We start from the raw sequence: 26,264 nt of genomic DNA, 5'->3' as shown, positions 1-26,264 counted from the left end.
CGGCGCACTCGGCGCCATCAACGCGCACTCGGCGCCATCAGCCGCCGACCCAACCGCATCAGCACGCGATTTCCGTCTCCCCACACCGGGGCGCAGCCCCACGACCGCTCGGAGGTGGATTCGAGCTGCTGACCTGAGCGCCGCGATCCGTCAGCCATTCGCTGGTGGGCGCCAGTTCGGAGGAAAACCGGCCCAAGCCGGCCCAAGCCGGCCCAAGCCATTGCTTCAATGCCGATGTAACCGCCCGCTAGGTCGTGTAAAAGGTGTCTGTGGACAATTTGGCGCCCAGCTCCGATCAGCCCACAGCGCTGCTGAAGGAGTCCATGCTCCGGCGGTTCTACACCCGCTCCCAGGTCGCCGGCGAGATCTCGCTGCCGGCCGTTCCGGGCATGATCGACGAATACGTGGCGATGTGCGCCAAGCTCTTTGCCACTGTGGGCCGGGAGTTTTCCGACGACGAACTTGCCCACGTCAGACGGGTTCTGGAAGGCCAGTTGGCCGAGGCGTACGCAGCTTCCCAGCGTTCGAGCATCGTCATCTCGTTCAAAGCGCCGATCGGCCCGACCTTGCACTACCAAGTTCGGGCACAATGGCGGACCCTGGCGCAGGAATACGAGAACTGGATCAGCACCCGCGAGCCCCCGCTTTTCGGCACCGAACCCGACGCGCGGGTGTGGGCGCTGGCCAGCGAAGCCCCCGAACCACGCGCTCATCGGGTGCTCGAGATCGGAGCGGGAACCGGCCGAAACGCCCTGGCGCTGGCACGCCGCGGGCATCCGGTCGACGTGGTGGAGCTGACCCCGAAGTTCGCCGACATCATTCGCTCCGAGGCCCAACGGGAATCCCTCGATGTGCGGGTCATCGTGCGTGACGTCTTTGCCAGCACGGCCGACCTGCGGCAGGACTACCAGCTGATGGTGCTCTCCGAGGTGGTGCCTGATTTCCGGACGACACAGCAACTGCGCGGGTTGTTCGAACTGGCGGCGCACTGCCTGGCTCCCGGCGGACGATTGGTGTTCAATGCCTTCCTGGCCGACGTGGACTACATACCCGACCAGGCCACCCGGGAGTTCGGGCAACAGGTGTATACGGGCATCTTCACTCGACCGGAGATGTCGGCTGCCGCGGCCGGGCTGGCGCTCGAGCTCGTCGGCGACGACTCGGTCTACGACTACGAGAAGGCGCACTTACCCCCGGGCGCCTGGCCGCCCACCAGCTGGTACGCCGACTGGGTCAGCGGCCTCGACGTGTTTCCCGTCAAGCGTGAGATGAGCCCGATAGCGATGCGCTGGCTGGTCTTCCGGAAAACCCGCTGAGGCGGGTCACACCGGCAGTAGCCGGTCGATCACCTCGGCCAGCTGTTTCGCCGACCGGCATTCGTGCATAGTGATCACTTCCTGATAGCGCGGCACCGCCGAGTCGCCGCTGCCCCACAGGTGTTTGGGCTCGGGGTTGAGCCAGTGCGCGTGCCGGCTCGCGGTGACCATGTCGGCCAGCACGTCGACGGCCGGGTTGCGGTAGTTGGTGCGCCCGTCGCCGAGCACCAGCAGTGAGCTGCGCGGCGACAGCACATTCGGGAAAGCCTGCATGAAGGAGACGAACGCGTTGCCGTAGTCGGAATGACCGTCGCGGGCATACACCCCGGCTTCCCTTGTGATCCGCTGGATGGCCACGGCCAGATCGGCTTCCGGGCCGAACATGTGCGTCACCTCGTCGGTGGTGTCGATGAAGGCGAACACCCGGACCCGGGAAAACTGTTGGCGCAAAGCATGGACCAGCAGCAGCGTGAAGTGGCTGAACCCGGCGACGGAACCGGAAACGTCGCACAGCACAACCAGTTCCGGACGCGCCGGGCGCGGTTTGCGCAGCACCACGTCGATCGGGACACCGCCGGTGGACATCGACTTGCGCAGCGTCTTTCGCAGGTCGATCGATCCCGCGCGGGACCGGCGCCGTCGCGCCGCCAGCCGAGTGGCCAGCGTGCGGGCCAGCGGAGCCACCACCCGGCGCATCTGTCGCAGTTGCTCACCAGAAGCCCGCAGGAACTCGACGTTCTCGGAAAGCTGTGGGATGCCGTACATCTGGACGTGGTCACGGCCGAGTTGCTCGGCGGTGCGCCGCTTGGTCTCGGCGTCAACCAGCTTACGCAGTTGGGTAATCCGTTGGACTGCAAGCGCTTTAGCTATCTGCTCTTGGGTAGGGGTGGGCTCGTCGCCGTAGGGTGCCAGCAGTCCGGCCAGCAGCTTGCCCTCCAGTTCATCCAACGCCATCGCCTTGAGCGCCTGATACGACGAGAACGACGGCCCGCGGCTGGAGCTGTATTTGCCGTAGGCCTCGACGATGCGCGCGATCATCGCCACCAGCCGCTCGTCCATATCGGCTAGGTCGGGGTTGTCGGTCAGCAGATCCAGCAGCAGCTGCCGCATCGCCTCGACGTCGTCGGGCGGCAGGGACTCGTCGTCGCCGACCTCGTCCTCGGTGACCGCCGCGCGGGCGCCTAGTGCTGCGGGAAACCACAGGTCGAACATCGCGTCGTAGGTCTCGCGGTGATCGGGCCGGCGCAGCACCGCGCACGCGATGCCCTCCCGCAACACGTCACGATCGCCCAGACCCAGGGTTGCCATCACCCGCCCGGCATCCACCGTTTCGGACGGACCCACCGAAATGCCAACGGCGCGAAGCGCTTCCACGAACCCGACCAGATGGCCGGGCAGCCCGTGCGGGGCCAGCGGCCGGGCGGGACGGATACGTCGAGTAGCCATCGGTGCAGCCCCGTCAGTTGAGCCGCAACTCGCCGGCCGCGCGTTGCTGGTCGGATTGGTGTTTGAGCACGACGCCGAGCGTGGCGGCGACCACGGCGTCGTCGATGGTGTCCAGGCCCAGTGCCAGCACCGTCCGGCCCCAGTCGATGGTCTCGGCGATCGACGGCAACTTCTTGAGCTGCATGCCGCGCAGCACGCCGATGATGCGCACCAGCTCCTCGGCCAGGTGCTCGGGCAGCTCCGGAACCCGCGACAGCAGGATGCGCCGCTCCAGCTCGGGACTGGGGAAGTCGATGTGCAGGAACAGGCAGCGACGCTTGAGTGCCTCGGACAGCTCGCGGGTGGCGTTGGAGGTCAGCACCACGAACGGCGCCCGCTCGGCGGTGAGTGTGCCCAGCTCGGGAACGGTCACCGCGAAGTCGGAGAGCACCTCCAGCAGCAGGCCTTCGATCTCGATGTCGGCTTTGTCGGTTTCGTCGATCAGCAGCACCGTCGGATCGATGCGCCGGATCGCCGTCAGCAACGGACGCTGCAGCAGGAACTCCTCGCTGAACACGTCATCTTTGGTCGCCTGCCAGTCGCCCGAGCCGGCCTGGATGCGCAGGATCTGCTTGGCGTGGTTCCACTCGTAGAGGGCCCGAGCCTCGTCGACGCCCTCGTAGCACTGCAGCCGGACCAGTCCGGATCCGGTGGCCTGGGCGACGGCACGCGCGAGTTCGGTCTTACCGACGCCGGCCGGGCCTTCGACCAGGAGCGGCTTACCGAGCCGGTCGGCCAGGAAGACGGCCGTCGACGTGGCGGTGTCGGGCAGGTAACCGGTCTCGGCCAGCCGCCGCGACACGTCGGCGATATCGGCGAATAGTGGCGCGGACCGAGCGGGTACCGTCACAATCAGTTCTCCTTAACAGGGCCGGCTAGGCCGGACGAGTATGGCCGTCTCCCCACACGATCCACTTGGTCGAAGTCAATTCCGGCAGTCCCATCGGACCGCGGGCATGCAGTTTCTGGGTGGAGATGCCGATCTCGGCGCCGAAGCCGAACTGCTCACCGTCGGTGAACGCCGTCGACGCGTTGACCATGACCGCAGCGGCATCGACCCGTTCGGTGAACCGTTGAGCCGCAGCAAGATTGGTGGTCACGATGGCTTCGGTGTGTCCGGTGCCGTACTCGTTGATGTGAGCGATCGCCGCGTCGACACCGTCGACCACAGCCACCGCGATCTCCAAAGCCAGATATTCCCGGCGCAAGTTGTCTTCGTCGGCATTCGGATGCACGGTGACGCCGGCGTCCTGCAGGGCCGCCAATAGCCGGGGCAGCGCGTGACCGGCGATCGCCGCGTCCACCAGCAGCGTCTCGGCCGCGTTGCAGACGCTGGGCCGGCGGGTCTTGGAGTTCAGCAGAACCCGTTCGGCCACCTCCAGATCGGCGGCTTCATGGACGTAGACATGGCAGTTGCCCACACCGGTTTCGATGGTGGGCACCTGCGCGTCCCGCACCACCGCCTCGATCAGGCCCGCTCCCCCCCGCGGAATGGCCACGTCCACCAGGCCGCGCGCCTGGATCAGGTGGGTGACGGTGGACCGGTCGGCAGCCGAGAGCAGCTGCACCGCGTCGGCCGGCAGCTCCTGGCCGACCAGCGCCGTGCGCAACACCGTGACCAGCGCTTCGTTGGACCTCGCGGCCGAGGAGCTGCCACGCAGCAAAGCGGCGTTGCCCGACTTCAGCGTCAGGCCGAAGGCGTCGACAGTGACGTTGGGCCGGCCCTCGTAGATCATGCCGACCACGCCGAGCGGGACGCGCTGCTGGCGCAGCTGCAGCCCGTTGGGCAGGGTGTAGCCGCGCAGCACCTCGCCGACCGGATCGGGCAGGCCCGCGACCTGACGCAGACCGGCGGCGATACCGTCGATACGCTGCGGGTTCAGGGCAAGCCGGTCGAGCATCGCGGCCGGTGTGCCGACGGCGCGCGCCGTGTCGAGGTCTTCGGCGTTGGCGGCCAGAATCTGGTCGGCGCGCGACAAGATCTCGTCGGCGGCGGCGTGCAGCGCGCGGTCTTTAACGGTCCTGGGCAACACGGCCAGCAGCCGGGCAGCCACCCGCGCCCGGCGGGCGGCGTCGTGCACCTGTCGACGGTAGTCCGGCTCCCGCTCGTGAGTCGTCCCCTCGGTCTGGGGGCGGGAGGTGCCCCCAGCGCTCGGGGACGGCGCTTGCACACTCATTGCCCCAGCGTAACGGGCGTTAGCCGACCGAGTGCGACGGCCTGTTTCAGGCGCTGCCGCGGCGAAGGCGGGAACGGACTGGCTCGGCTGCTCGAAGCGTGTGACAATTCACCCGCTCCACCGCGGCAACGCCGATCACGGCAAGGTATTGCACCGCGGTATCTGACGGCATCGACTCGGATCGTTCGGTGATAACCGAGCGTCGGGTTCGGCACAATGGGGCCTCTTGACCCGATTCGACCACGTCGAGCGGCGGGACGCGGCAGGCCGGGAAGACGGGAAGGGACGAAATACATTGCAATCCGGAGAAACGTTTTCCGAAGAAGGGCCAGCCCAGAAGGTCACGCACAAAGAATTCGAGAAAATCACCGTCTTCCCGGCGCGCGAGATCATCACCATGTGCGAGGCGATGCCCACGGCAACGGCGGTGGCCGTGGGTGGCGGGAAGATCGTGGCCGTCGGCACCGCCGAGACGCTGCAGCCGTGGCTCGACCGCTATGACTACGAAGTCGATGACCGGATGAAGGACAAGCTCCTGATGCCGGGCTTCATCGACCCGCACGTCCATCCGTCCTTGCCCGCCGTTTTGACGCAGTATCCGTTCCTGGCGCCTGACGACTGGACCCTGCCGACCGGGAATTTCCCCGGGGCGAAAACTCCGGAGTCCTACCTTGCCGCACTCGACAAACAGGTTGCGGCCCACCAGGACTGGGCGGTGCCGTTCATTTCGTGGGGCTACCATCCGCTGTGGCACGGAAAATTCACCAAGACCGACCTGACTCAGCGCTACGGCGACAAGCCGGTCATCTTGTGGCATCGGTCGTTCCACGAGCTCTTCCTCAACGACGCCGCGCTCAACTGGACCGGGGTAACGCAAGAGCAGTTCACCGGGCATCCGGACGCCGACTGGGAAGACGGACACTTCTGGGAGAACGGGGCGCAGCTATTGAACGCGTCTCGGCTGGGCAGACTGCACTTCGATCCGGCCCGTTATCGGAAAGGGATGCAGAACTTCCTGGAAATGGTGCATATGGCCGGCGTGACCACGTGCCTGGACATGGGAGTCGGCATCTTCGGCGATCCGGTCGGCGAGACCAAGCTCATCCGCGACACCGCCGAGTCGATGGGGGCGCCTTGCCGCATCATTCTCACGCCCACCACGGCTGACTTCATCCCGCGCGGCATCACGCCGGAGGAGGCGCTCGAGGCGGCCGAAGAGTGGGCAACCCACAACAGCCGGCGGGTGATGTTCGACCGCCACTTCAAGCTGCAGGCCGACGGCGCGATCTACAGCGGGCTCTCCCAGTGCGACTTCCCTGGGTATCTGGACGGCCACCAGGGCGTGTGGATGGCCTCGCCCGAACTGTTGTACAGCTACGCCGAACCGTTCTGGAAGGCCGGCTACCAACTGCACGCCCACATCAACGGCGACCTCAGTTCCGCAATCTACATTGACATCATTCGTAGGTTGCTGGACGTCAAGCCGCGCTTCGGCCACCGCGCCACGCTGGAGCACTATGCCTTCAACAGCGAGGACCAGTGCCGGCAAATGAACGAGATCGGCATGCTGGTCTCCTGCAACGCGTACTACCTGTACATGCTCAGCGACATCTTCAGCGAGCAATGGCTGGGCGCCGATCGCGGAACGCAGATGGTGCGCATGGGGATGCTGGAGCGGATGGGTGTGCCGTTCACCGTGCACTCCGACTGTCCGATGGCGCCATTGTCGCCGCTCACCCTGGCCTGGGTGGCGGCCAACCGGGTGACGATCAACGGCAACCTGAACTGTCCGCAGGAGCGGGTCGGCCTGCATACCGCGCTCAAGGCGATCACCATCGATGCTGCCTGGATTCTGCGCAAAGAAGACGAAATCGGCTCCATTCGCGCCGGCAAGAAAGCGGACTTCGCCGTGCTCGACGAAAACCCCTACGACGTTGGCGCGGAAGGCCTCAAGGACGTCGGCATCTGGGGCACGGTGTTCGAAGGAGAAGTGCATCCGCTCGGGTAAGCGCATGCCGCAGTTTCCTCAGTTGAACCATTCCCGGTGTAAGCCCTGGCGCACCAGGCTTTGCCGCTCTTCGAGGATGTGGCCGAAGTCCTGGAGCAGCAACGGTTGACGCGCCACCAAATGCTCGACGTGCTCGCGGCCGATCTCCACCGTGGTCACCTCATCGATCGCGTATGCGCTGGATAGATTCGGTTGCCGGGTCAGCGCGGTCAGACCCAGAAATCCGCCTTCTTCCAGGGTGGTGATCGGCACCACCGATCCGTCGTCGGCCGTCGCGGTCAGCCGCACCCTCCCGGCGACGACGAACATCATCTCCGCGGGCACCTCGCCCGCGCACTGCACGATTTCGCCGGCACCGTAGCGCAGCGTCCTCGCGTGCGACAGCAACGCCTGCTGGTCGGCGTCGCTGAGCCGCAATGCCGGCCCCACCACCGTTTTCAGGGCTTCCTGCAGGCGCTCGGTCGTCGAGAAGTCCTCGTCGGCGCCGTCGAGGTGCAGGTTTTCCCGCCGCGCGGCATACCAGATCCAGCGCAAAAATGTCGCTCGCGCGGCGCTTTCGTCAGCGGGTGACCGCAAGCCGATGGTGGTGCAGTACTCGCCGCCGCCGACCGGCTCGGAGGTGGGGCTGAAACCGCTGTAGAGCTGAGGCAGCGCGCCGGCAATCCGCGACAGCGTCGCACAAACCCGGTCGGGCGAATCCGCGTCGGAAAATGTGGTCTTCATCGCCAATTGGTAGGCGCCCGCCGGCCGGCTCAGATTGGTGAACGGCGTGCTGGCCAGCACCGAGTTCGGGGTTATCCGCAGGCCGCTGCCGGTGTCGATGTGGACAGCACGCCAGTTGACCTCGACGATTCGTCCCCGCGCGGTGGCGGTGTCGAGCCAATCGTCGATCTGAAAGGGCTGCTCGAACAACATGAACAGGCCGGACACGATCTGGCCGACGGAGTTCTGCAACATCAGGCCGATGACGACCGATGTCACGCCCACGGCGGTGAACAGTCCGCCGATCCGCACACCCCAGACATAGGAGAGGATCACCGCCAGCCCGGCTCCGATGAGCACGAAGCGGGCCACGTCCAGGAAGATCACCGGTAGCCGCTTGCGCCATGAACCTTGCGGAGCTGCGGCGAAGACGGTCGCATTGAGCCCGGACAGCAGCAGCACCAGTACCAGGAAACCGAAGACCGTGGTGAGAATCCGTATGGCGTTGTCGTGGGCCGGGACGCCCTCCGAATTCACGATGAGCAGCAGCAGCGCCCCCAGCGGCAGCAAGTAGTTGCGCAGCAGGCTGATCTGCCTGGCGAGATGACTTCCCCTGCGGCGCAACGTGTGCTGCAACTCGGTCAGAATGACGATCAGGACGGGCAGTCCCACCGCGACCGAGACGGCCCAGTAGAACCACGAGGCGCTGAAGATGTTCATTGGCGTTCCACCAACCGCCAGATTTGCTGCTCCGAACCGCCGACCGAGATGGTACCGGCCGGCACGAACTTCCAGATGTCGCGCATCGCCTCGTACACCTGCGCGGTGACATAAATGCCGGGTTGCGGTGAGCCACTGTTCATTTGGTAGGCCAGGCTTACCGCGGCACCCCACATGTCGTAGGCGAGGCTGGCGCGACCGACCAAACCGCTGATGACCTTCCCGGTATTGATGCCGACCCGCAGCCGAAGCTTGTGCCGTGACCGGCTGTTGAATCTGTCGATGATGCGCTGGATCTCGATGGCGAAGTCAACGCTTCGGTGGATGTTGTCCAGCCGCGGGGTGGTGGCACCGCAGCTGGCCAGGTAGCCGTTGTGGAACGTTCGAATCCGCTCCACGCCAAGCGCTTCGGCCGCGGAGTCGAACTGCCGGAAGAGTTCGTTGACGACGGCGACCAGTTCGTCTCCGGACAGGTCGTCGGACAGGTCGTCGAGCCCCACCATGTCGGCGAAGATCACGGCGACGTCCTGGTGTTCCTGCGCGACGGTCTGCGCTCCCTCGCGGTAGCGCTGCACGACCGGTTCGGGCATCAGTGACAGCAGCAACCGATCGTTTTCCTTGCGTTGCTCGTTGAGCAATTCCTCTTTGATCTTGAGGTTGCGGCTCATCTCGTTGAAAGCCGCAGTGAGATCGCCGAGTTCGTCGCGTGACCGCACCGGAACGGTCACCTCGTAGTCGCCGGCGCTGATTCTCTCGGTGCCGGCCTCCAGCCGCCGGATCGGGCGCACGAGCAGCTTGGCAAGCAGCATCGATACCACGCAGATGGCCAAGGTGATCCCGGCGACCGCCAGCACCAGAGTCTTGCCGAACGTGGACAGCCGCTGATAAGCATCCCAGTCGTCCCTGGTCGCCAGGATCGACCAGTGCAGATCGGAGTTCGGCACATCCAGCGGCGCATATGCTTCCAGCTCCCGATTGCCCAGGTAGTCGGTGTCCTTCGTGACGCCGGTCTGTCCGCGCTGGGCCGCACGAACCCCGGCACTCGGGACCGGCTGCACCAGAACGGTGGTTCCCAGCCGGATCGCGCTGTCCACCACGTCGCGTGGAGTGCCGCCCGCCACCGCCTCCCGTCGATACTTGTCTCGGTCTTGCAGGAACAGCCGTGAATCGGAACGCATCAAGTTGTCCGGGCCCACCAGGTAGGTCTCGGTCGAGCGGCCCATGCCGACGGCTTCCCAGTGTTTGTGGGCGTTCATGATGTCGTTGATCTTCGAGATCGGCAGTGGCAACGCCATAACGCCTTCGATCTTGCCGGCCATCCCGATCGGCGACACCACCCATGCGGTGGGGGCGTCCAGCTGCGGCTGATACTGCTGGAAATCGGTGATCCATACGAAGTCAACGTTGTTGGAGCGCAACGCTTTCTGGTACGCGTCCCGCAGGGCCGTTTCCCGATATGGCCCGGTGAAGATGTTGGTACCCAGGTCGGGGCCTTTGCTCACGGTGTAGACGACATTGCCCTGAAGATCGAGCAACAAGGCGTCTCGATAGTCAAAGCGAGTGACGATGCCGCGGAAGAAGTCGTTGTAGCGGGCATTGGCTGCCGACCAGGCGCTGCCGTCGCCGGCGTCGCGACACCGCACCGATTCGCTCGCCGACGCGCACGGTGCGGTGTAGTTGGCCTGAAGGTACTTCTGCGAGTTGGAGGTCGGCAGCAGCGCATTGATGTCGACATCGTCACCGGTCAGCCGACTGATCGGTTTAACCACCGCATTGCTGTAGTAGTTGGCGATCGATTCCTGCTGGGCGGGGCTGATCGTGGCGTCGGACAATTGGTTGAAGCCGGCGGTGAACGCCTCGATCGCCTGGACGGCACTAAAACCGCTGCTATACACCTCCAAGGAATTGGTGAACTCGTCGAACAGCCCCTCCAACTGCCGCTTGTGCGACTCCCGCAACTCGAGCAACCGCTCCGTCGCCACTTGTTGCAAAGCGTTGCGGCCGGTCACATACCCGGTGAGGCCGACCACCGCCACCGACATGATGCTGCACAGCAGCAGCGTCACCAACAACTTCGATTGGATGCCCATCCGGAACAACCGCAGCAGCCGGCGCCCACGACTCCCGGTTGGGGCGGACCCTTCTTGGGATACCGGTTGCGTTGGCTGCCCCGATGTCACTCGGCTTCCTTTCGCTTGCGGCGGCAAGACCGGCAGATCAGGCAGCAGACTAACCCGAAAACGCAGGAAACATCGGGTTTGGCGAAAACATGCTGCCAACGTCGGCTGCCCCCAGGACGGCCGTGGGCACCGCAATGGCCTATGTTGGTCGATGGCCCGGTTGGCCGACTTGTCACGGCAGCCGGGCACTGGTCCGTTACCCCGGTGCCGCAACTTCGCCTCGGAGGAACTTCGCTATGCGAATCACAGTGCCCCTGCTTGTCCTGGCCGTCGTTACCCTCGGCAGTCCCGCCGTCGCCGCGGCCGCACCCAAGACCTACTGTGATGAGCTGAAGGGCACCACTACCGGCCAGGTATGCCAGATTCAGATTTCGGACCCGGCTTACAACGTCAATATCAGCCTGCCGAGTAACTACCCCGACCAGAAGTCGCTGCAAAGCTACGTCGCCCAGACCCGAGACGACTTCCTCAACGTCGCCAAATCGTCTGCTCCCCGCGAGGCGCCGTACCAGTTGGAGATCACCTCCACCAACTACGAGTCGGCGATACCGCCTCGCGGCACCCAGTCCTTGGTGCTCAAGGTCGTTCAGAACGTCGGCAACGGGCAGCCCACGACGAAGTACAAGGCGTTCAACTGGGATCAGGGATATCGCAAGCCGATCACCTACGACACGCTGTGGCAGCCCAAGACCGACCCGCTGCCGACCGTTTTCCCCATCGTGCAAACCGTGCTGCAAAAGCAGACCGGACAGCAGGTGGCGCCCGCAGCCGGTTTGGATCCGGCCAATTACCAGAATTTCGCCATCACCAATGACGGGGTGACCTTTTTCTTCAACCCGGGTGAACTGCTGCCCGAGTCCGCCGGCCCCACCCAGGCATCGGTCCCGCGGTCGGCAATCGACTCGATGCTGGCTTAACTCAGCGCGCGGCGCGACCGTTCTAAACTCTGAGTTCCGCTCACTGGTCGACCCCGAACGACGTTGGGTCGCTTGACTTCCCGCGTTCGTGGCCCCAGGTGGTCCGGCGCGTCCGGTGCGCAAATTGGTCGGGGATCAGATCAGGCGGTTGGATAGCCGAGGTACGGGCCGCCGCCGGTCTCGAGGCGTCCCAGACTTACCGGGTGCTCTCAGACCGGCAGGGGCTGCACGACGCATTCTTCCACCGGGTCTGAGCCGCCATTTGGCTGCGACGTCGCTCGGCGGCGGTTCCACAACCATCGGTCCACCCGGCGCAGGACCGCGAATGGGATCGGATCGCGGAACCGAATCTTCGGTCGCGGGCCCGCCGCTGAGGCGGCAAGGGTCACGATCTCTTCGGCAGCCAAATAGCCGGAGCTGGCGGCCTTCTCCATGGTCGGCACAAAGAAGGTGAGATCCGGGGAATACGTCGCTTCACCGGCAAGAAAAAGATTGGGCACTTCCGTGCGAATACGCGGCGATCGATACCGGGCGCCAGGCATCAGAATGGTAAGCGGCGAGAGGTTTACCATACGATTCCCGGCCGCTGGCGGGTACGCAAGATGCGGAGGCAACTTACTCGCCAAGCCTTCGTAGTCGGCCTCGCGCAGATGCTTCAGCTCATAGTCAATCTGCCAATCCAGGATTGCTGACCGATCGAGGCCGCATTGCGCCAAGCATTCGGTCAAGATCTCATCTGGACTGCATTCGCTCAACGGCCGATGGAAAACCCGTCCCGGCTGGTCTACATCGCTCCAAGTCAGCGACAGAACGTACTTGGTTCCCTCGGGCAGGCTGACATTCTGCCAAAAGCCCTCTCCCTGGATAACCGAGACTAGGGACCACTCGCTGTCCACATAGCTGGCAGCGACCCCGGGACGCATGAAGTGAGGCCATGTGCCCGGGATGTCGCGCAGAAAACACTGGATCCCGTTCGACGACTCGAGCGCAATGGCATGTGCTTCCGCGAGATGCGGAACATGTTGCTTGACATGGGCTTTATTAGCGATTTCGCGAAGCATCAAATAGGGCACCGCGAGAATGGCGTAGTCGCAGGCGACTTTGCGGCCATCGGTCGATACTAGTGCGGTGACGCGGCCGTCGTCGAACTCGAGATCGCCAACGCGCATATCGAAATGTATGTCTACACCGAGATTTCTTAGGTGGCGAATCCAAGGGTCAATCATTCGCTCGCTGGTCGGCCCGTTCATCATCATGACCGAGGGCAGCTTCGTATCGTTCAGGGCTTCTGGGCAACTCGTCAAGTGAAACAACGCCTTGAGGATGATAGGTGCGATCGCCGCTGCTTCTGCGGTCGGGCGCGCAGCGACGAAGATGCGCGGCAACGCGGAGAAGAACGCCTGCGCCCGCGGCGACCTGCGGCTAAGTTTTAGGAAGTCCCCATAGGAGATGTCCCCGAGCTCGGCGAAAAATCGCTCCCGGCACATCCATACCAGGCGCAGATGAGCGTGCAAATAGTGGATGGAGTCTGCCGGCGGTACCCCCATTCGCGCCAGCCCGATTATCACGATTGCGCTTCGCAACAGGATCCGGCCGGCTTGCTGTAGTGGTTTGAATATCTTGCTCACAATTCTCGCGAGCGCTCGGCGCCGTCGTTCCACCGCGACGGGCGCAGCCGGCTTGCCGATCACGCCCTGTTCGGTAATCCGAATCGGACTTATACCGACCAAATTGTCGAGCACCGTCATGCCATTTTCGGTGGGTATGCGCGAGAAGAGCGTCAACAGAGTTTGGTAATAATCCAAATAGATTCGCAAGCTGTGTTCAGTCGGATGATTGTCCGTGCGGCGAAGGCTCTTGGCCTTGCCGCCGGCTTCGGCTGCGGCTTCGCACAAAGTTACCCGTACACCGGCATCAGCCAAAGTCATAGCAGCGGCCATACCCGCGATTCCGGCGCCAGCTATGACAACATGAGTTTCGGCAGGCATCGACGGTTTCATCTAATCTCTCTTTCAAGTGCCGAGTAGACCTCGACACGAGGTAAAGCCCCGGCAAGGAAGTTTTTGTTAATCTCACCGCGACGTTATGTCCGCGGCGGCGCTGGCATTTGTTTGGTGTGCAGCGGCGCAACACTTGGCGTCATCCGCGCAACGAAGGACGTTAAATCATCGCGTCTCGTTCGGCTCGCCGGAACCAAGTGACACTTATCACACATTCTCGGCGAGCGTGCGTCGCTACCGCCGAGTAGCTTAGCCGATCATACACCTAGGCAATAGTATCATCCTCACATAGTTTGGAGCCGGCGATCACCGTCCACACCGTCCCCCCCGTCACGACCTCGTCCGCCATTGACGCCAAACCAGACCACCTGCCGCAACGCCGCCAGCCCTCCGCCACGGTGGTGCTGCTGGTAGCGGCTTTCGGCGCCTTCCTCGCGTTCCTGGACTCAACGATCGTCAACGTCGCATTTCCGGACATCCAGAGGTATTTCCATAGCAACATCAGCAACTTGTCGTGGGTGCTCAACGGCTACAACATCGTCTTCGCCGCATTCCTGGTGGCCGCGGGCCGGCTCGCTGACCTGCTCGGGCGCAAACGGATGTTCGTCAACGGCGTCGTGTTGTTCACGGCCGCATCCGGGCTATGCGCTGCCGCCGATAGCGTCGGGCAACTGATTGCGTTTCGCGTGCTGCAAGGTATCGGGGCTGCGGTGCTGGTACCGGCTTCGCTTGGGCTGGTCGTCGAAAGCTTCGACGCAAAACGGCGCGCACACGGGGTAGCTCTCTGGGGTGCCGCCGGGGCAATTGCAGCGGGCCTGGGCCCACCTATCGGTGGTGCGCTCATTGAGGCGTCCAACTGGCGGTGGGTGTTCCTGGTCAACGTTCCGCTGGGCATTGTGGCTGTGCTCGCGGCTCGCCGCTCGCTAGTGGAGAGCCGGGCCGCAGGCCGGCGCCGGGTGCCCGATGTCCGGGGAGCGGTGCTGCTGGCCACCGCGCTCGGCTTGCTGACGCTCGGCTTGATCAAGGGCCCGGACTGGGGTTGGGTCAGCGTAGCGACCATCGGGTCGTTGGCAGCCGCCGCAGTCGCGATGGCCGGATTTGTGATCAGCTCGCGATACCACCCGGCGCCGCTGATCGAGCCTGCGCTGCTGCGCATTCGGTCGTTTGTGGTCGGCACCGGGTTGACCGCCGTCTCGGCCGCCGGTTTCTACGCCTATCTGCTGACCCATGTGTTGTTCCTCAATTACGTGTGGGGCTACACGCTCTTGCAGGCCGGACTTGCACTGGCTCCCGCCGCATTCGTCGCCGCCATCGTCGCGGCGGTACTCGGCCGAGTCGCCGACCGGCACGGCTATCGCTTGATCGTCGGCGTCGGCGCGCTGATCTGGGCCGGCAGTCTACTGTGGTACCTCGAATTTCTCGGGTCCAAGCCCGATTTCCTCGGTGAATGGTTGCCCGGCCAGTTGCTGCAAGGAATCGGGGTGGGCGCGACGTTCCCGCTGCTGGGCAGCGCGGCCCTGTCCGGGCTGGCCGCGGGAGGCAGCTATGCCACCGCCTCGGCGGTGACCGGCACCATCCGGCAGGTCGGCGCCGTGATCGGTGTCGCGATGCTGGTGATCCTGATCGGCACACCGGCCCGTGGCGCCGCCGAAGACGTGCTGCGCCGAGGCTGGGCGATGGCCGCCATCTGCTTTGTGGCGGTCGCGTTGGGAGCGGTGTTCCTGGGTCGCACCCGCCCCGCCGAGTTGGTCGAATCGGAGCCCGCACCACCGCTCGATCCGCCGCGATTGCAGCCACCGGGACCGGCCACGCCGGTGCTCTCGACTTCCCCCGCAGTTGACGGCCCGGGCGCTCCGGCTGGGCTGGACGCGTTCACCCTGGCGGAACTACGAAGCCGCGGCGAGCAGGTACTGCTGAAGGCAGGCTCGTATCTGTACCACGCGGGCGATGTGTCTGATTCGCTCTACGTCGTGCAAGACGGCCGCCTGCAGGTGCTCGACGAGGACGGCATCGTCGCAGAGCTGGGCCGCGGCGAAGTGATCGGCGAGCGCGGATTGCTGATCGGCGCGGCCCGGTGGGCGTCGGTTCGAGCGGTACGAGACTCGCTGTTGACACGGTTGACCAAGCCCGAATTCGACAAGATCACCGACGCCCGGATCCTCGGGGCACTCGTGCGGGTGCTGGCCTATCGTGAGCACCAGACTCCGCGCGCGGCTTTCCGGACCACGCCCGAGGTCGTCGTCACGGTCATCGGAGCCCACGCCAACGCGCCCGTGGCGATGGTGGCCAACGCGCTCTGTGGTGCACTGTCACATCGACTACGGGCCGTCGCTCCGGGCCGCGTCGATCGCCAGGGGCTGGAACGCGCCGAGCGTGCTGCCGACCGGGTGGTGTTGCATGCCGCGGCGGCCGATGACCCACAGTGGCGGGACTTCTGTTTGCGGGTCGCCGATCGCGTCGTCCTGGTTGGGACTGCACCCGCCCCGCCCTCAGCGCCACTGCCTGCCCGAGCCAAGGGTGCTGATCTGGTGCTGGCTGGACCGCCCGCCAGCCGGGAGCAACGGCGTACGTGGGAGGAATCGATCTCGCCGCGGTCGGTGCACACGTTCCGCCCCGGACGCTGCGAAGACGACCTGCGCCCGCTCGCCGCGCGTATCGCAGGCCGGTCCGTCGGGCTGGTCCTCAGCGGTGGGAGCGCACGGGCACTGGCCCACCTCGGCGTGTTGGAAGAGCTGGAAGCAGCCGGGATCACGGTCGACCGGTTCGCCGGCACCAGCATGGGGGCGGTCATCGCGGCCCTCGCCGCCTGCGGTCTGGACGCCGCCGGCGTGGACGCGCAGATCTATGAGCACTTCGTGCGTAAGAGCCACGGCGACTACACGTTGCCGAGCAAGGGACTCATCCGTGGGCACCGCACCATGACCACCTTGCGCACCGCCTTCGGAGAGCAACTGGTGGAGGAGCTGCCAAACCAGTTCCGCTGCGTCAGCGTCGATCTGCTGGCGCGTCGGCCTGTCGTGCACCGCCGCGGCCGGCTCGCCGACGTCCTCGCCTGTTCGCTGCGGCTGCCGGTCCTGTACGCGCCGATGGTCTATAACGGCACGCTGCACGTCGACGGTGGTGTGCTGGACAACGTGCCCGTCGCGACGCTGGCCGGCCAAGACGGACCCCTGGTAGCGGTGAGCGTCACCTCCGGCAGCGACCCAAACCCGGCCACCAACCGGACGCGTAGGCGCAACCCACGGGTGCCCGGCATGGTCGACACCCTCATGCGCACCATGACGATCAGCAGCGCAATGGCATCCACGGCAGCACTGGCGCAGGCCGACGTGGTGATCAAGCCCAACCCAATTGACGTCGGGTTGATGGAGTACTACCAGATCGACCACGCTCGCGAGGCCGGCCGGATCGCGACTCGCGAAGCCTTGCCGCAAATTATGGCGCTGGTGGGCCGCCGCGCGGCCCCGGCCGTGACATCGAGCGAGTCGAACCGCTGCTAGCCAACCCGTTCGCGGTGGCCTACCCGCCGCGCCTTGCTTTGCCGTTCGTCGATGAGCCGGCCCAGCTCCTGCAGCAACATCGGCTTGTTCATGACGACGCGCTCGAGGTGTTCGCGGTCGATCTCGAGTGCGGTCATCTCCTCCACTGCCACCGCCCCGGCCGGGTTGGGTTGCCGGGTCAGGGCGGTCACCCCCAGAAACGCGCCCTGGTTGAGCGTGCCGATCGGGATAACGGAGCCGTCCTCCGCCGTCGCGGTCAGACGAACGCTGCCGGCGATGATGAAGGCCATTCCCTTGGGGACGACGCCCGCGTGCTGCACGATCTCGTCGGCGCCGTAACGCACCACCCTCGCGTAGGGAACCAACGACTGCTGTTCGGTCAGACTCAGCCGCAGCTCCGGCCCCACCATCGTGCGCAACGCGTCCTGCACGCGGTCGGACGTCGAGAATTCGTCATCGGCCTCGTCGAGGTGAAGCTCTTCCCGTCGGGCGGCGTACCAGACCCACGGCAAAAATGTCGCCTGTGCGACGCCGTCGTCGGCGGGCGATCTCAGCCGGACCGTGGTGCGATACTCGCCGCCACCCAGCGCGACCGTTTCCGGCATGGTTCCCGACTTGAGCTGGGGTAGCCCGGCGGCAACCCGGGTCAGCATCGCACATACCTTGTTGGGTGCGTCGGCGAGGGCGAATTTCGTTGTGATCGTGCATTTGTGCGAGCCACCCGGGCGGGACAGATTCGTGAACGACGTGGTTGCCAGCATCGAGTTCGGGGTGATCCGCAAGCCGGTTCCGGTCTCGATGTGGACCGCGCGCCAGTTCACCTCCACAACTCGCCCCCGCGCGGTGGGCGTGTCCAGCCAATCGTCGATCCGGAAGGGCTGCTCGAACAGCATGAACAATCCCGACACGATCTGGCCCACGGAGTTCTGCAGCATCAGGCCGATGACGACCGAGGTCACCCCCAGCGCGGTGAATATGCCCCCGACCCGCACCCCCCAGACGTAGGACAGGATCATCGCCAGGCCGACGCCGATCAGCGCAAACCGGGCCACGTCGAGGAAGATGGTGGGCAGTCGCTTGCGCCAGCTGTCTTCCGGCGCTGACTGAAATACCGTGGCGTTGAGCGCCGACAACAGCAACACCAGCACCAGGAAGCCGAACAGTGTGGTGAGGATTCGCACCGTGCCGTCTCCGGCCGGGATCTGGGACGCCTTCACCAGGAGCAGCAGCAGGGCACCCAGCGGCAGCAGATAGTTACGCAGCAGGCTGACCTGCCGGGCCAGATGGCTCTGGCGGCGGACCAGTGAGTTGTGCAGCTCGGTGAGGATGATCAGCCCGACGGGTAATCCGATGGCGATCGCGACAGCCCAGTAAAACCATGGTGTGCTCAAGACATTCATGATCGCTCCGACAATCGGTAGATGGGCTGGTCTACGCCGCCGACGGAGATGGTGCCCGCCGGGGTGAACTGCCGCACGTCTCGCATCGCCTCGTACACCGGCGAGGTGACGTAGATGCCGGGTTGCGGTGAGCCACTGTGTGTTTGGTAAGCCAGGCTCACTGCGGCGCCCCACATGTCATAGACGACGCTGGATCGGCCTACCAGTCCGCTGATGACGTTGCCGGTGTTGATGCCGGCCCGCAGCCGAAGTTCGTGACCCGTTTGCCGGTTGAACCGGTCGACGATGCGGCGCATTTCCAGCGCGAAATCGATGGTCCGCGCGACATTGTCCAGCCGCGGCGTATTCACCCCGCAGCTGGCCAGATACCCGTTGTGCAGGGTGCGAATTCGTTCCACACCAAGGGATTCCGCGGCCGAGTCGAACTGCCGGAACAAGTCGTCGACAATTCCGACCAACTCGTTGCCCGACAGGTCTCTGGAGACTTCGTCCAGGCCCAGGATGTCGGCGAAGATCACGGTGACGTCTTGGTGCTCCTGGGCAATGGTCTTTTCCCCCTCGCGATAGCGCTGCACCACCGGCTCGGGCATCATCGACAGCAGCAGCCGGTCGTTTTCCCGGCGCTGCTCGTTGAGCAGACCCTCCTTGATTTCCAGGTTTCGGCTCATCTCGTTGAAAGCCGCTGTGAGATCACCGATTTCGTCGCGTGTGGTTACCGGAATGGTGACGTCGTAGTCGCCGGCGCTGATCTTCTGGGTACCGGCCTCCAGCCGCCGGACCGGCCGCACCATCGCCTGGGCGATCAGCATCGAAGCGACGCAGATGCCAAGAATGATGGCCACGGTGACCAACACCAGGGCCTTGCTGAACGCGGCCACAGCGGCGAATGCCTCGGAGTTGTCGCGTGTTGCCAGAATCGACCAGTGCAGGTCGGAATTCGGCACATCCAGCGGCGCGTAGGCTTCCAGCTCCTTGTTGTCGGTGTAGTCGGTGGCGGTGAGCGTTCCGGTCTGACCGCGTTGGGCGGCGCGCAAACCCGCGCTTGCAACGGGCTGTAGCAGCGTCGTGCCACCGAGTTGTATCGCGCGGTTCACCACGTCGAGCGGGGTGCCAGCGGCCACCGATTGTTGCCGGTACTCGTCGGGGTCTTCCACGAAGAGCCGCGAATCCGAACGCATGAGACTGTCCGGGCCCGCGAGATACGTCTCCGTGCCCCGGCCCATGCCCGCGGCCTGCCACTGCTGGTTGGCGGTCATGATCCGGTTGATCTTGGCGATCGGCAGCGGCAGCGCGATGACACCTTCGGTTCTGCCGTCGGCCTGAACCGGTGCTACCAGCCACGCCGTCGGCACGTCCAGTTGCGGCTGATACGGCTTGAAGTCGGTGATCCAGGTGAAGTCAACGGCATTGGCGCCCAGCGCTTTAAGATAAGCGTCGCGCAGGTTGGATTCCCGGTACGGCCCGGTCAGGATGTTGGTGCCCAGGTCGGGATCCTTGCTCAGGCTGTAGACGATATTGCCCCGGGTGTCCAGCAACACTGCATCGTCGTAATCGAACCGGGTGACGATTTCGCGGAAGTAGCCGTTGAATCGCGCGTTGGCGGCCGACCATGCGCTGCCGTCACCGGCGTCGTCGAACCGCATCGAGTCCTGATCCGAGGTGAACGGCGCGGTGTAGTGGGCCTGCAGATACTTCTGGGCCGGCGACGTCGGCAGCAGCGCGGTGATATCGAGCTTTTCGCCCATCGTTCGTTCCACCGGCTTGATGAGCTGGTTGGTGTAGTAGTTGACAATCGCCTGCTGCTGGGCAGGGTTGATGGTCGCGTCGGCCAATTGGTCAAACCCGGCCGTGAACTGCGCGACCGCCTGCACCACCGTCAATCCCCGCGCATAGATGACCAGCGAATTCGTCAGGTCGGCAAACAGCGTCTCGATCGCCCGCTTCTGCGATTCACGCAACTCGGTCAACCGCTCGTATGCCGCCGCCTGTAGCGAGGCACGGCCGGTTTGGTAGCCGACGATGACGACGGCGGCCACCGAGACGATGCTCGACAGCAGCAGCAGCACCATCAGCTTGGACTGGATGCTTACCCGAAACCGCGGCCGGCGGCGGCGCTCCTTCCCGAGGCTCTTGGGGATGATGCTCGTGTGGACCGGGGCGTCGGGTGCCTCCGGCACGGAATCTGTTGCCTCGCCCGATATCACCGGCTTCCTACCTGCTTCCTCTTTACTTCCGCTCTACAAGCACCGAATCACCTCGCAGACTAGCGCCGACACGCGCGCGTAAACGATGTTTGCCGACAATGTAATGACCTGGGCCGAGCGTTGTTAACGTCGGCACAATGACGGCGCGGCGAGTCTGTGTGGTGGGCAGCCTGAACATGGATCTGACGTTCGCCGTCACCACGCTGCCGCGCCCGGGCGAGACGGTGCTGGCGTCGACACTGACCTGTGCGCCCGGGGGCAAGGGCGGCAACCAGGCGGTGGCCGCCGCGCGCGCGGGCGCACAGGTCCAGTTCGTCGGCGCCGTGGGCGACGACGCGGCTGCCGACCAGCTGCGGGCCCACCTGCTGGCCAACGGCGTTGGCGTTGACGGAATGGTCCGGGTGCCCGGCCCCAGCGGGACGGCGATCATCGTGGTCGACGCGGGCGCCGAGAACACGGTTGTGGTGGCTCCCGGCGCAAACGGGCGGCTGAAGCTGGCGCCCGGCGCGGTCGGCGACTGTGACGTGTTGCTGACCCAGTTGGAGATTCCGCCGGAGGCGGCGGTGGCCACCGCCCGGCAGGCCCGGTCAGCCGGGGCGGTCGTCATGGTCAATGCTTCCCCGGCAGGCCGACTGCACGGCGCCGGGCCCGAATTGGCGGCGGTGGCCGACGTGGTGATCGCCAACGAGTCCGAAGCCGAGCAATGGCGTTGGCCGCCGGCCCACCTCGTGGTCACCCTCGGCGCGCGCGGCGCCCGCTACGTCGGCGTCGACGGCGAGTTCGACATCGCCGCCCCCGCGGTGACTGCGGTCGACACCACCGGGGCCGGCGACGTATTCGCCGGCGTACTGGCCGCCCACTGGCCACCGGACCCGGCTGCGCCGGCCCAACGACTGCGGGCACTGCAACGAGCATGCGCGGCGGGGGCACTGGCGACCATGGTTGCGGGCGCCGGAAACTGCGCACCCCACGCAGCTGCGATCGAGGCGGCCCTCACGTAGGCTCGCGGCGCACGTCGTGGGCGATCGCCAGACCGTCGGCGGTCTCGAGTTCATCCGCGGACTGAGTCAGCAGCACGCGGCTGCGGGTCGGCGACAAGAGTACGGATTGGTAGCGATGTGGCACACCCGCCGCGAATATCAGCCGGTTGATCCGCAACAGCGCGGCGCCGATCGCCGTCTCGAGGAGCTGCGCGTTACGGGGACCGGCGATTTCGGCGGTGATCTCGTGTTGCACGCGATCCACGACCACCCCGGTTCGCCTCACCAGTTCGTACAGCGGTGCTTTGCGCAGCGCGGATTCGGTCAGCGTGCCGGCCAGTTCGGCCGGCAACCAGACGTCGCTCAGGATCAACGGCTCGCCGGTGCGGCGTTGCCGCCGCAACCGCAGCACGTGGAGCAGCTCCCCGGTCGTCTGCAGCGCCTGCGCCACCGCATGCGGCGGTCGCCGTACCCCGAGTTCGACGATCTCGGCCTCGGTCTCGAACTGGGTCTGGCGCAACCCGTCCAGATACGAGCGGCCCGGCGCCGACCGGTCTGCTGGAACCCGTTCCCGCACAAAAGAACCCACGCCGTGCTTGCGCTGGATGTATCCCTGCTCGGCCAGATCGGCTAGGGCGCGCCGCACGGTGATCCGTGAAATTCCGAATTGCTCGCACAGCGCCTGCTCGGTGGGTAACGCATCGCCCGGGGCAAGGACGCCGCGCTCGATCTCGTCGTGCAGGACCAGGAAGAGCTGCCGGTGCAGCGGCACCCCGGCGGTGGCCGACACGGGTGCGGGTTTCCCGCTGTTTTGCTGCACGGCGCCCATGCTTCCACATCCCCGCGGTTGCGCCTCCCACCATGTTGTTATATGTATATAACAACCTTACCAACGGCAGAGAGGACCGGCATCCATGCCAACGACACCGGCCCGCCGGCGACTGCGAGCCCTCCTCGACACAGGTGAACTCGTCATTGCGCCAGGGGTTTTCGACGGAATCTCGGCGCACCTGACCAAACGCACCGGTCACGTCGCGGCGTATCTCACCGGATCCGGGGTGGCCGCCTCCGGTTTCGGCCTACCCGACATCGGCCTGGTCACCGCGTCGGAAATGGCCGAGCGGGCGCGGATGATCGCCGGCGTACTGGGCGACGTCCCGCTGATCGCCGACGCCGACACCGGCTACGGCGCCCCCAAGAACGTGGTGCGCACCGTCCGCTCCTATGACAACGCCGGGGTGGCCGCGATCCAGTTGGAGGACCAGTCATTTCCCAAGCGGTGTGGCCATCTGCCCGACAAACGGGTGGTGGACGCCGCGGTGTTCGAGCAGACCCTGGCGGCCGCGCTCGACACCCGCTCCGACGACGGCCTGTTGATCGTGGCACGCACCGACGCGCGAGCCCCGCTCGGCCTGGACGCCGCCATCGAACGAGCCAGCCGCTATGCCGCCGCGGGCGCCGATATCGTCTTCGTCGAGGCTCCGCAGGGTGTCGACGAAATCGAGCGCATCGCACGCGAAGTCGAGGCCCCGCTGTTGATAAATCTGGTCATTGGCGGCCTGACTCCACCGGTGCCGGTGACGCGACTGCAGGAACTGGGTTACGCGGTAGCGATCCATCCGGGTCAGCTGGTGCGACGGGCGACGGCCGCCATGCTGGCGGCGCTGGGTGAACTCAACGGGACCGACCGCACGGCCCACCGGGCCGGCACTCCCGCCGAATTCTTCGACCTGGTCGGTCTGGCGGAGTGGTCGGAAATCGAAGCGAGGTACTCCTCCACCGAGGCCTGCGCATGGGCATGACCGTCATCGAGAAGATCTTCGCCCGCAAGACCGGTCAAAGCACGGTATCGCCCGGCGACACCGTCGTCGTCGCTGTCGACATGACCGTGTTGATCGATCTCCAGTTCGCGCGAGAATGGATACAGCCCAACCGGATTCATGACCCGGGGAAACTAGCCGTGGTGATGGACCATGCCGTGCCGGCACCATCCATCAGGGACGCCGCCGGCGGTCAGCAAGCCCGGAAGTTCGTCGCCGACTTCGGCATCCGCCGCTTCTACGACGTCGGCAGGCATGGCATCAGCCATCAGGTCATCGCCGAGAACGGACTGGCCCGGCCGGGAGAAGTACTGGCGTGTAGTGACTCCCATACCTGCGCCGCCGGTGCCTACAACACCGCGGCCCGTGGACTGGGGGCCGCCGAGGTGTACTCCGTCATGTGCACCGGCCACACCTGGTACCACATCGCACCAACCATCCGCTACGAGTTCTCCGGCATCAAACCCGACACCGTCAGCGGCAAGGACATCTTCCTGCATATCGCCAGCCGCTACGGTGACGCCGCCAACCACAATCTCGAGTATGGCGGCAGTGGTCTGGCCAGCATCCCGATACCCGATCGGCGCACCATCGCCACCCAGGGAGCCGAGTTGTCAGCTGATTTCGCCATTTTCGAAGCCGATCACATCTTGACGGATCACCTGCAAGAGCGCGGCATCAACGGATACCGCTGTGCGGAGCCGGATCCCGATGCCGGTTACCGCGATGTCCGGACCGTCGAGTTGGCCACGCTGGAGCCCTATGTGGCCCTGCCGGGCACCGTCAGTCGTAACGGGCTGCCCGTTTCGCAAGTGGGCGCTCAGCACGTCGACCAGGCGTTCATCGGATCCTGCGCCAACGGCCAACTCGAAGACCTCGAAATCACCGCGCGGGTGCTGCGCGGCCGAAGCATAGCGCCAGGGGTGCGGCTACTGGTTACGCCCGCTTCCCAAGCGGTGTACCGGGAGGCCATGCGGCTGGGCTACTTACAGGCCATCGCCGACGCCGGCGCCGTCGTCACCAACGCCACCTGCGGTGCCTGCTTCGGCTACCACATGGGGGTGGTCGGGCCCGGCGAGGTGTGCATCACCTCGAGCACCCGCAACTTCACCGGGCGGATGGGCAGCACCGAGGCGCGGATCTTCATGGCCTCACCGGCGACCGTCGCCGCCTCAGCGGTCACCGGTTACATCACCGACCCGAGGAGTTTGGCTGCATGACACTCACTTTCAGCGGCAGGGTGTGGGTCTTCGGCGACAACCTGAATACCGATGCCATGTACCCCGGCTTTGCCATGAAGATGGATCCGCCCGAGGCGGCCAGGCACGTTTTCCACCAACTTCGTCCCGGCTGGACCGATCAGGTGTCGCCGGGCGATATCCTGGTGGCCGGCAAGAACTTCGGCGTCGGGTCGTCGCGGCCGGTTGCGGCCCTGTTCGTCGAGCTCGGTATCGCGGGGCTGGTCGCCGAGGAATTCAACTCCCTGTTCTTCCGCAATGCGGTCAACGCCGGGCTGCCCGCGATGACAGTTCCGAACGCCACCAGTATCTTTCGCGAGGGCGATCGCGCAACCTTCGATCTGAGCAAGGGCAGCTGGCGCAACGACACCACCGGAGCCTGCGCAACGGTGCCCGTACTGCCCGACCTGATCCTCGAGATCATCGACAGCGGCGGGGTCCTGGCGCGGCTGGCGGCCCAGGGCTATCTGCCGCTTTGCCAACAAATTTAAAGCGTCAATCGGGTTCGTCGTCGTCGCCGTCGCCGCGTAGGAATCGTTCCGGGTGATGGTAGGGGTTGGTGCGAGGCTGTCCGCGATCGAGGTGCGCCGGGGGTATCCATTCGGTGTCTCCGTGGGCGTTCTTGCGGGTGCGCCAACCTTTTTCGACGAGTCGGTTGTCGACTCCGCAGGCCAGGGTGAGCTCGTTGATGTCGGTGCGCCTGGGGGTACCTCCCGCTTGCGGGGGAATAGTGATTGGCGTGGCTGGCCAGGCGGATCAGATCCGACATGGGCAGCAGCGAGCCGCCGCCGGTCAGGCCCTTGCCTGCGGCGGCTTGTAGGTCCTTCAGCGTGGTGGTGACGACGATCGACACCGGCAGGCCGTTGTGGCGACCCAGATCCCCGCTGCACAGCAGGCCTCGCAGTCCGGCCAGCAAGCCGTCGTGATTTCGTTGCGCTTGGCTGCGGGTGTCACGCCCGACCGCGTCCGCATCGGACGTGGTGTCGATGACCGGTGTTTGGTCGTCGGGGTTGCAGGCGCCGGGGGCCGCCAGTTTGGCCAACACCGGTTCGAAGGTGGCCCGCGCCTCCGGGGTCAGGTGACCGCTGATGCGCGACATACCGTCGTATTCCTGCCTGCCGATCATGATGCCGCGCTTGCGGGCCCGCTCCTGCTCGCTCAATTCCCCGTCGGGGTTGAGCCAGTCCATGATGCGCTGGGGCCAGCGCCGAATGCAGCTTGGCGCCCAGCTCGGTCTCGCCGGACTGCGCGCCGAGCTGATTGATCAGCGCGTGCTGCGGGGTCCGCAGCCGCCGCGCCACGCGCTCCAAACGCTCAAGCGCCCGTAGCCGCTCGGGGGTGGTGAGCACCTCAAAAGACCACTCGCACAACCGATCAAGCTCAGCATCGAGCGCGTCAAAGACCTCAATGATGTCTTCACGACTACCCGAACCCATGCCTGAAATCTTACGAACACCCACCGACAAGAATCGCCGTCATGTGACCACTGAAACTACAGTGACACAAGGGATTACAGAGATCCGAAACAAATTCAAATCAATTACTAAGTCGCGCATAAGTAAGGCGACACACGGTGTACGGTGCACTGTCTTTCCGGGGCGGTCGTGTTGACTTATT

At 65.2% G+C, this 26,264-nt stretch carries 17 protein-coding genes and 1 pseudogene; 8 read left to right on the top strand and 10 right to left on the bottom strand.

Translation table 11 applies throughout. The features are described 5' to 3' along the window. The first annotated feature begins 323 nt into the window (after positions 1 to 323). A complete protein-coding gene (locus AWC07_RS07050) occupies positions 324 to 1,316 on the top strand; it encodes a class I SAM-dependent methyltransferase (RefSeq protein ID WP_051507800.1) in 993 nt (330 codons plus the stop codon). Between the two features lie 6 nt (positions 1,317 to 1,322). On the opposite strand, the gene AWC07_RS07045 is transcribed toward AWC07_RS07050, so the two are convergent. From AWC07_RS07045 to AWC07_RS07035, 3 genes are read right to left on the bottom strand one after another with little or no spacing between them, the layout of a single operon-like run. Then, a complete protein-coding gene (locus AWC07_RS07045; protein ID WP_036409970.1) occupies positions 1,323 to 2,762 on the bottom strand; it encodes a vWA domain-containing protein in 1,440 nt (479 codons plus the stop codon). A 13-nt stretch (positions 2,763 to 2,775) separates the two neighbouring features. Next, on the bottom strand, positions 2,776 to 3,651 hold the full coding sequence (locus tag AWC07_RS07040) for an AAA family ATPase (protein WP_036409972.1): 876 nt from the start codon (positions 3,649 to 3,651) through the stop codon (positions 2,776 to 2,778). Between the two features lie 25 nt (positions 3,652 to 3,676). After that, positions 3,677 to 4,978 (bottom strand): glutamate-5-semialdehyde dehydrogenase, encoded by a 1,302-nt coding sequence (locus AWC07_RS07035; protein WP_084293341.1) that lies wholly within the window; start codon positions 4,976 to 4,978, stop codon positions 3,677 to 3,679. 226 nt (positions 4,979 to 5,204) lie between these two features. Here AWC07_RS07035 and AWC07_RS07030 point away from each other — a divergent pair, with 226 nt between their 5' ends. Then, entirely contained in the window at positions 5,205 to 6,986 is a 1,782-nt protein-coding gene (locus tag AWC07_RS07030) for an amidohydrolase (RefSeq protein ID WP_244187507.1), read from the top strand. Between the two features lie 18 nt (positions 6,987 to 7,004). On the opposite strand, the gene AWC07_RS07025 is transcribed toward AWC07_RS07030, so the two are convergent. Together AWC07_RS07025 and AWC07_RS07020 are read right to left on the bottom strand one after the other, a co-directional pair. Next, complete coding sequence (locus AWC07_RS07025) at positions 7,005 to 8,408, bottom strand: mechanosensitive ion channel family protein (RefSeq protein ID WP_036409976.1); 1,404 nt, start codon at positions 8,406 to 8,408, stop codon at positions 7,005 to 7,007. Beyond that, positions 8,405 to 10,588, bottom strand: coding sequence for an adenylate/guanylate cyclase domain-containing protein (locus AWC07_RS07020; protein WP_425271226.1), 2,184 nt, complete (start codon positions 10,586 to 10,588; stop codon positions 8,405 to 8,407). The genes AWC07_RS07025 and AWC07_RS07020 overlap by 4 nt, the downstream gene beginning before the upstream one ends. 236 nt (positions 10,589 to 10,824) lie before the next feature. Between AWC07_RS07020 and AWC07_RS07015 the strand changes: the two genes are divergently transcribed. Beyond that, positions 10,825 to 11,505, top strand: a complete 681-nt coding sequence (locus AWC07_RS07015; protein ID WP_036416207.1) for an esterase — start codon at positions 10,825 to 10,827, stop codon at positions 11,503 to 11,505. A 209-nt stretch (positions 11,506 to 11,714) separates the two neighbouring features. Here the strand turns inward: AWC07_RS07015 and AWC07_RS07010 are convergent, their stop codons facing one another. Next, the gene (locus AWC07_RS07010) at positions 11,715 to 13,505 is read right to left on the bottom strand and encodes an FAD-dependent oxidoreductase (RefSeq protein ID WP_036416208.1); all 1,791 of its coding nucleotides are present in this window, start codon (positions 13,503 to 13,505) and stop codon (positions 11,715 to 11,717) included. Between the two features lie 347 nt (positions 13,506 to 13,852). Between AWC07_RS07010 and AWC07_RS07005 the strand changes: the two genes are divergently transcribed. Continuing rightward, complete coding sequence (locus AWC07_RS07005; RefSeq protein WP_244187508.1) at positions 13,853 to 17,005, top strand: MFS transporter; 3,153 nt, start codon at positions 13,853 to 13,855, stop codon at positions 17,003 to 17,005. Here AWC07_RS07005 and AWC07_RS07000 read toward each other — a convergent pair. Together AWC07_RS07000 and AWC07_RS06995 are read right to left on the bottom strand one after the other, a co-directional pair. Beyond that, the gene (locus AWC07_RS07000; RefSeq protein ID WP_085105009.1) at positions 17,002 to 18,405 is read right to left on the bottom strand and encodes a mechanosensitive ion channel family protein; all 1,404 of its coding nucleotides are present in this window, start codon (positions 18,403 to 18,405) and stop codon (positions 17,002 to 17,004) included. The genes AWC07_RS07005 and AWC07_RS07000 overlap by 4 nt on opposite strands. Next, positions 18,402 to 20,609 (bottom strand): adenylate/guanylate cyclase domain-containing protein, encoded by a 2,208-nt coding sequence (locus AWC07_RS06995; RefSeq protein ID WP_036410216.1) that lies wholly within the window; start codon positions 20,607 to 20,609, stop codon positions 18,402 to 18,404. Before AWC07_RS06995 ends, AWC07_RS07000 begins: the two co-directional genes overlap by 4 nt. Positions 20,610 to 20,746: 137 nt before the next feature. Between AWC07_RS06995 and AWC07_RS06990 the strand changes: the two genes are divergently transcribed. After that, the gene (locus tag AWC07_RS06990; RefSeq protein WP_139829582.1) at positions 20,747 to 21,610 is read left to right on the top strand and encodes a ribokinase; all 864 of its coding nucleotides are present in this window, start codon (positions 20,747 to 20,749) and stop codon (positions 21,608 to 21,610) included. Here the strand turns inward: AWC07_RS06990 and AWC07_RS06985 are convergent. Next, positions 21,603 to 22,418, bottom strand: a complete 816-nt coding sequence (locus AWC07_RS06985) for a GntR family transcriptional regulator (RefSeq protein WP_036410220.1) — start codon at positions 22,416 to 22,418, stop codon at positions 21,603 to 21,605. The two genes, AWC07_RS06990 and AWC07_RS06985, sit on opposite strands and share 8 nt — an antisense overlap. A gap of 85 nt (positions 22,419 to 22,503) precedes the next feature. Between AWC07_RS06985 and AWC07_RS06980 the strand changes: the two genes are divergently transcribed. The 3 genes from AWC07_RS06980 to AWC07_RS06970 are packed head-to-tail and all read left to right on the top strand — an operon-like array spanning position 22,504 to position 25,138. Next, the gene (locus AWC07_RS06980) at positions 22,504 to 23,391 is read left to right on the top strand and encodes an isocitrate lyase/PEP mutase family protein (protein WP_036410222.1); all 888 of its coding nucleotides are present in this window, start codon (positions 22,504 to 22,506) and stop codon (positions 23,389 to 23,391) included. Next, positions 23,382 to 24,629 (top strand): aconitase/3-isopropylmalate dehydratase large subunit family protein, encoded by a 1,248-nt coding sequence (locus AWC07_RS06975; protein ID WP_036410224.1) that lies wholly within the window; start codon positions 23,382 to 23,384, stop codon positions 24,627 to 24,629. Before AWC07_RS06980 ends, AWC07_RS06975 begins: the two co-directional genes overlap by 10 nt. Then, positions 24,626 to 25,138: a LeuD/DmdB family oxidoreductase small subunit gene (locus AWC07_RS06970; protein WP_036410226.1), complete on the top strand. Its 513-nt coding sequence runs from the start codon at positions 24,626 to 24,628 to the stop codon at positions 25,136 to 25,138. Before AWC07_RS06975 ends, AWC07_RS06970 begins: the two co-directional genes overlap by 4 nt. A gap of 4 nt (positions 25,139 to 25,142) precedes the next feature. Here the strand turns inward: AWC07_RS06970 and AWC07_RS06965 are convergent. Then, a pseudogene (locus AWC07_RS06965) lies at positions 25,143 to 26,083 on the bottom strand (DUF222 domain-containing protein). Between the last annotated feature and the right edge of the window lie 181 nt (positions 26,084 to 26,264).

The organism is Mycobacterium gastri (assembly GCF_002102175.1).
GTDB classification, from domain to species: Bacteria; Actinomycetota; Actinomycetes; order Mycobacteriales; family Mycobacteriaceae; genus Mycobacterium; species Mycobacterium gastri.
The sequence above is the reverse complement of the archived record's forward strand: the minus strand, read 5'-3'. Positions and strand labels throughout refer to the sequence as shown.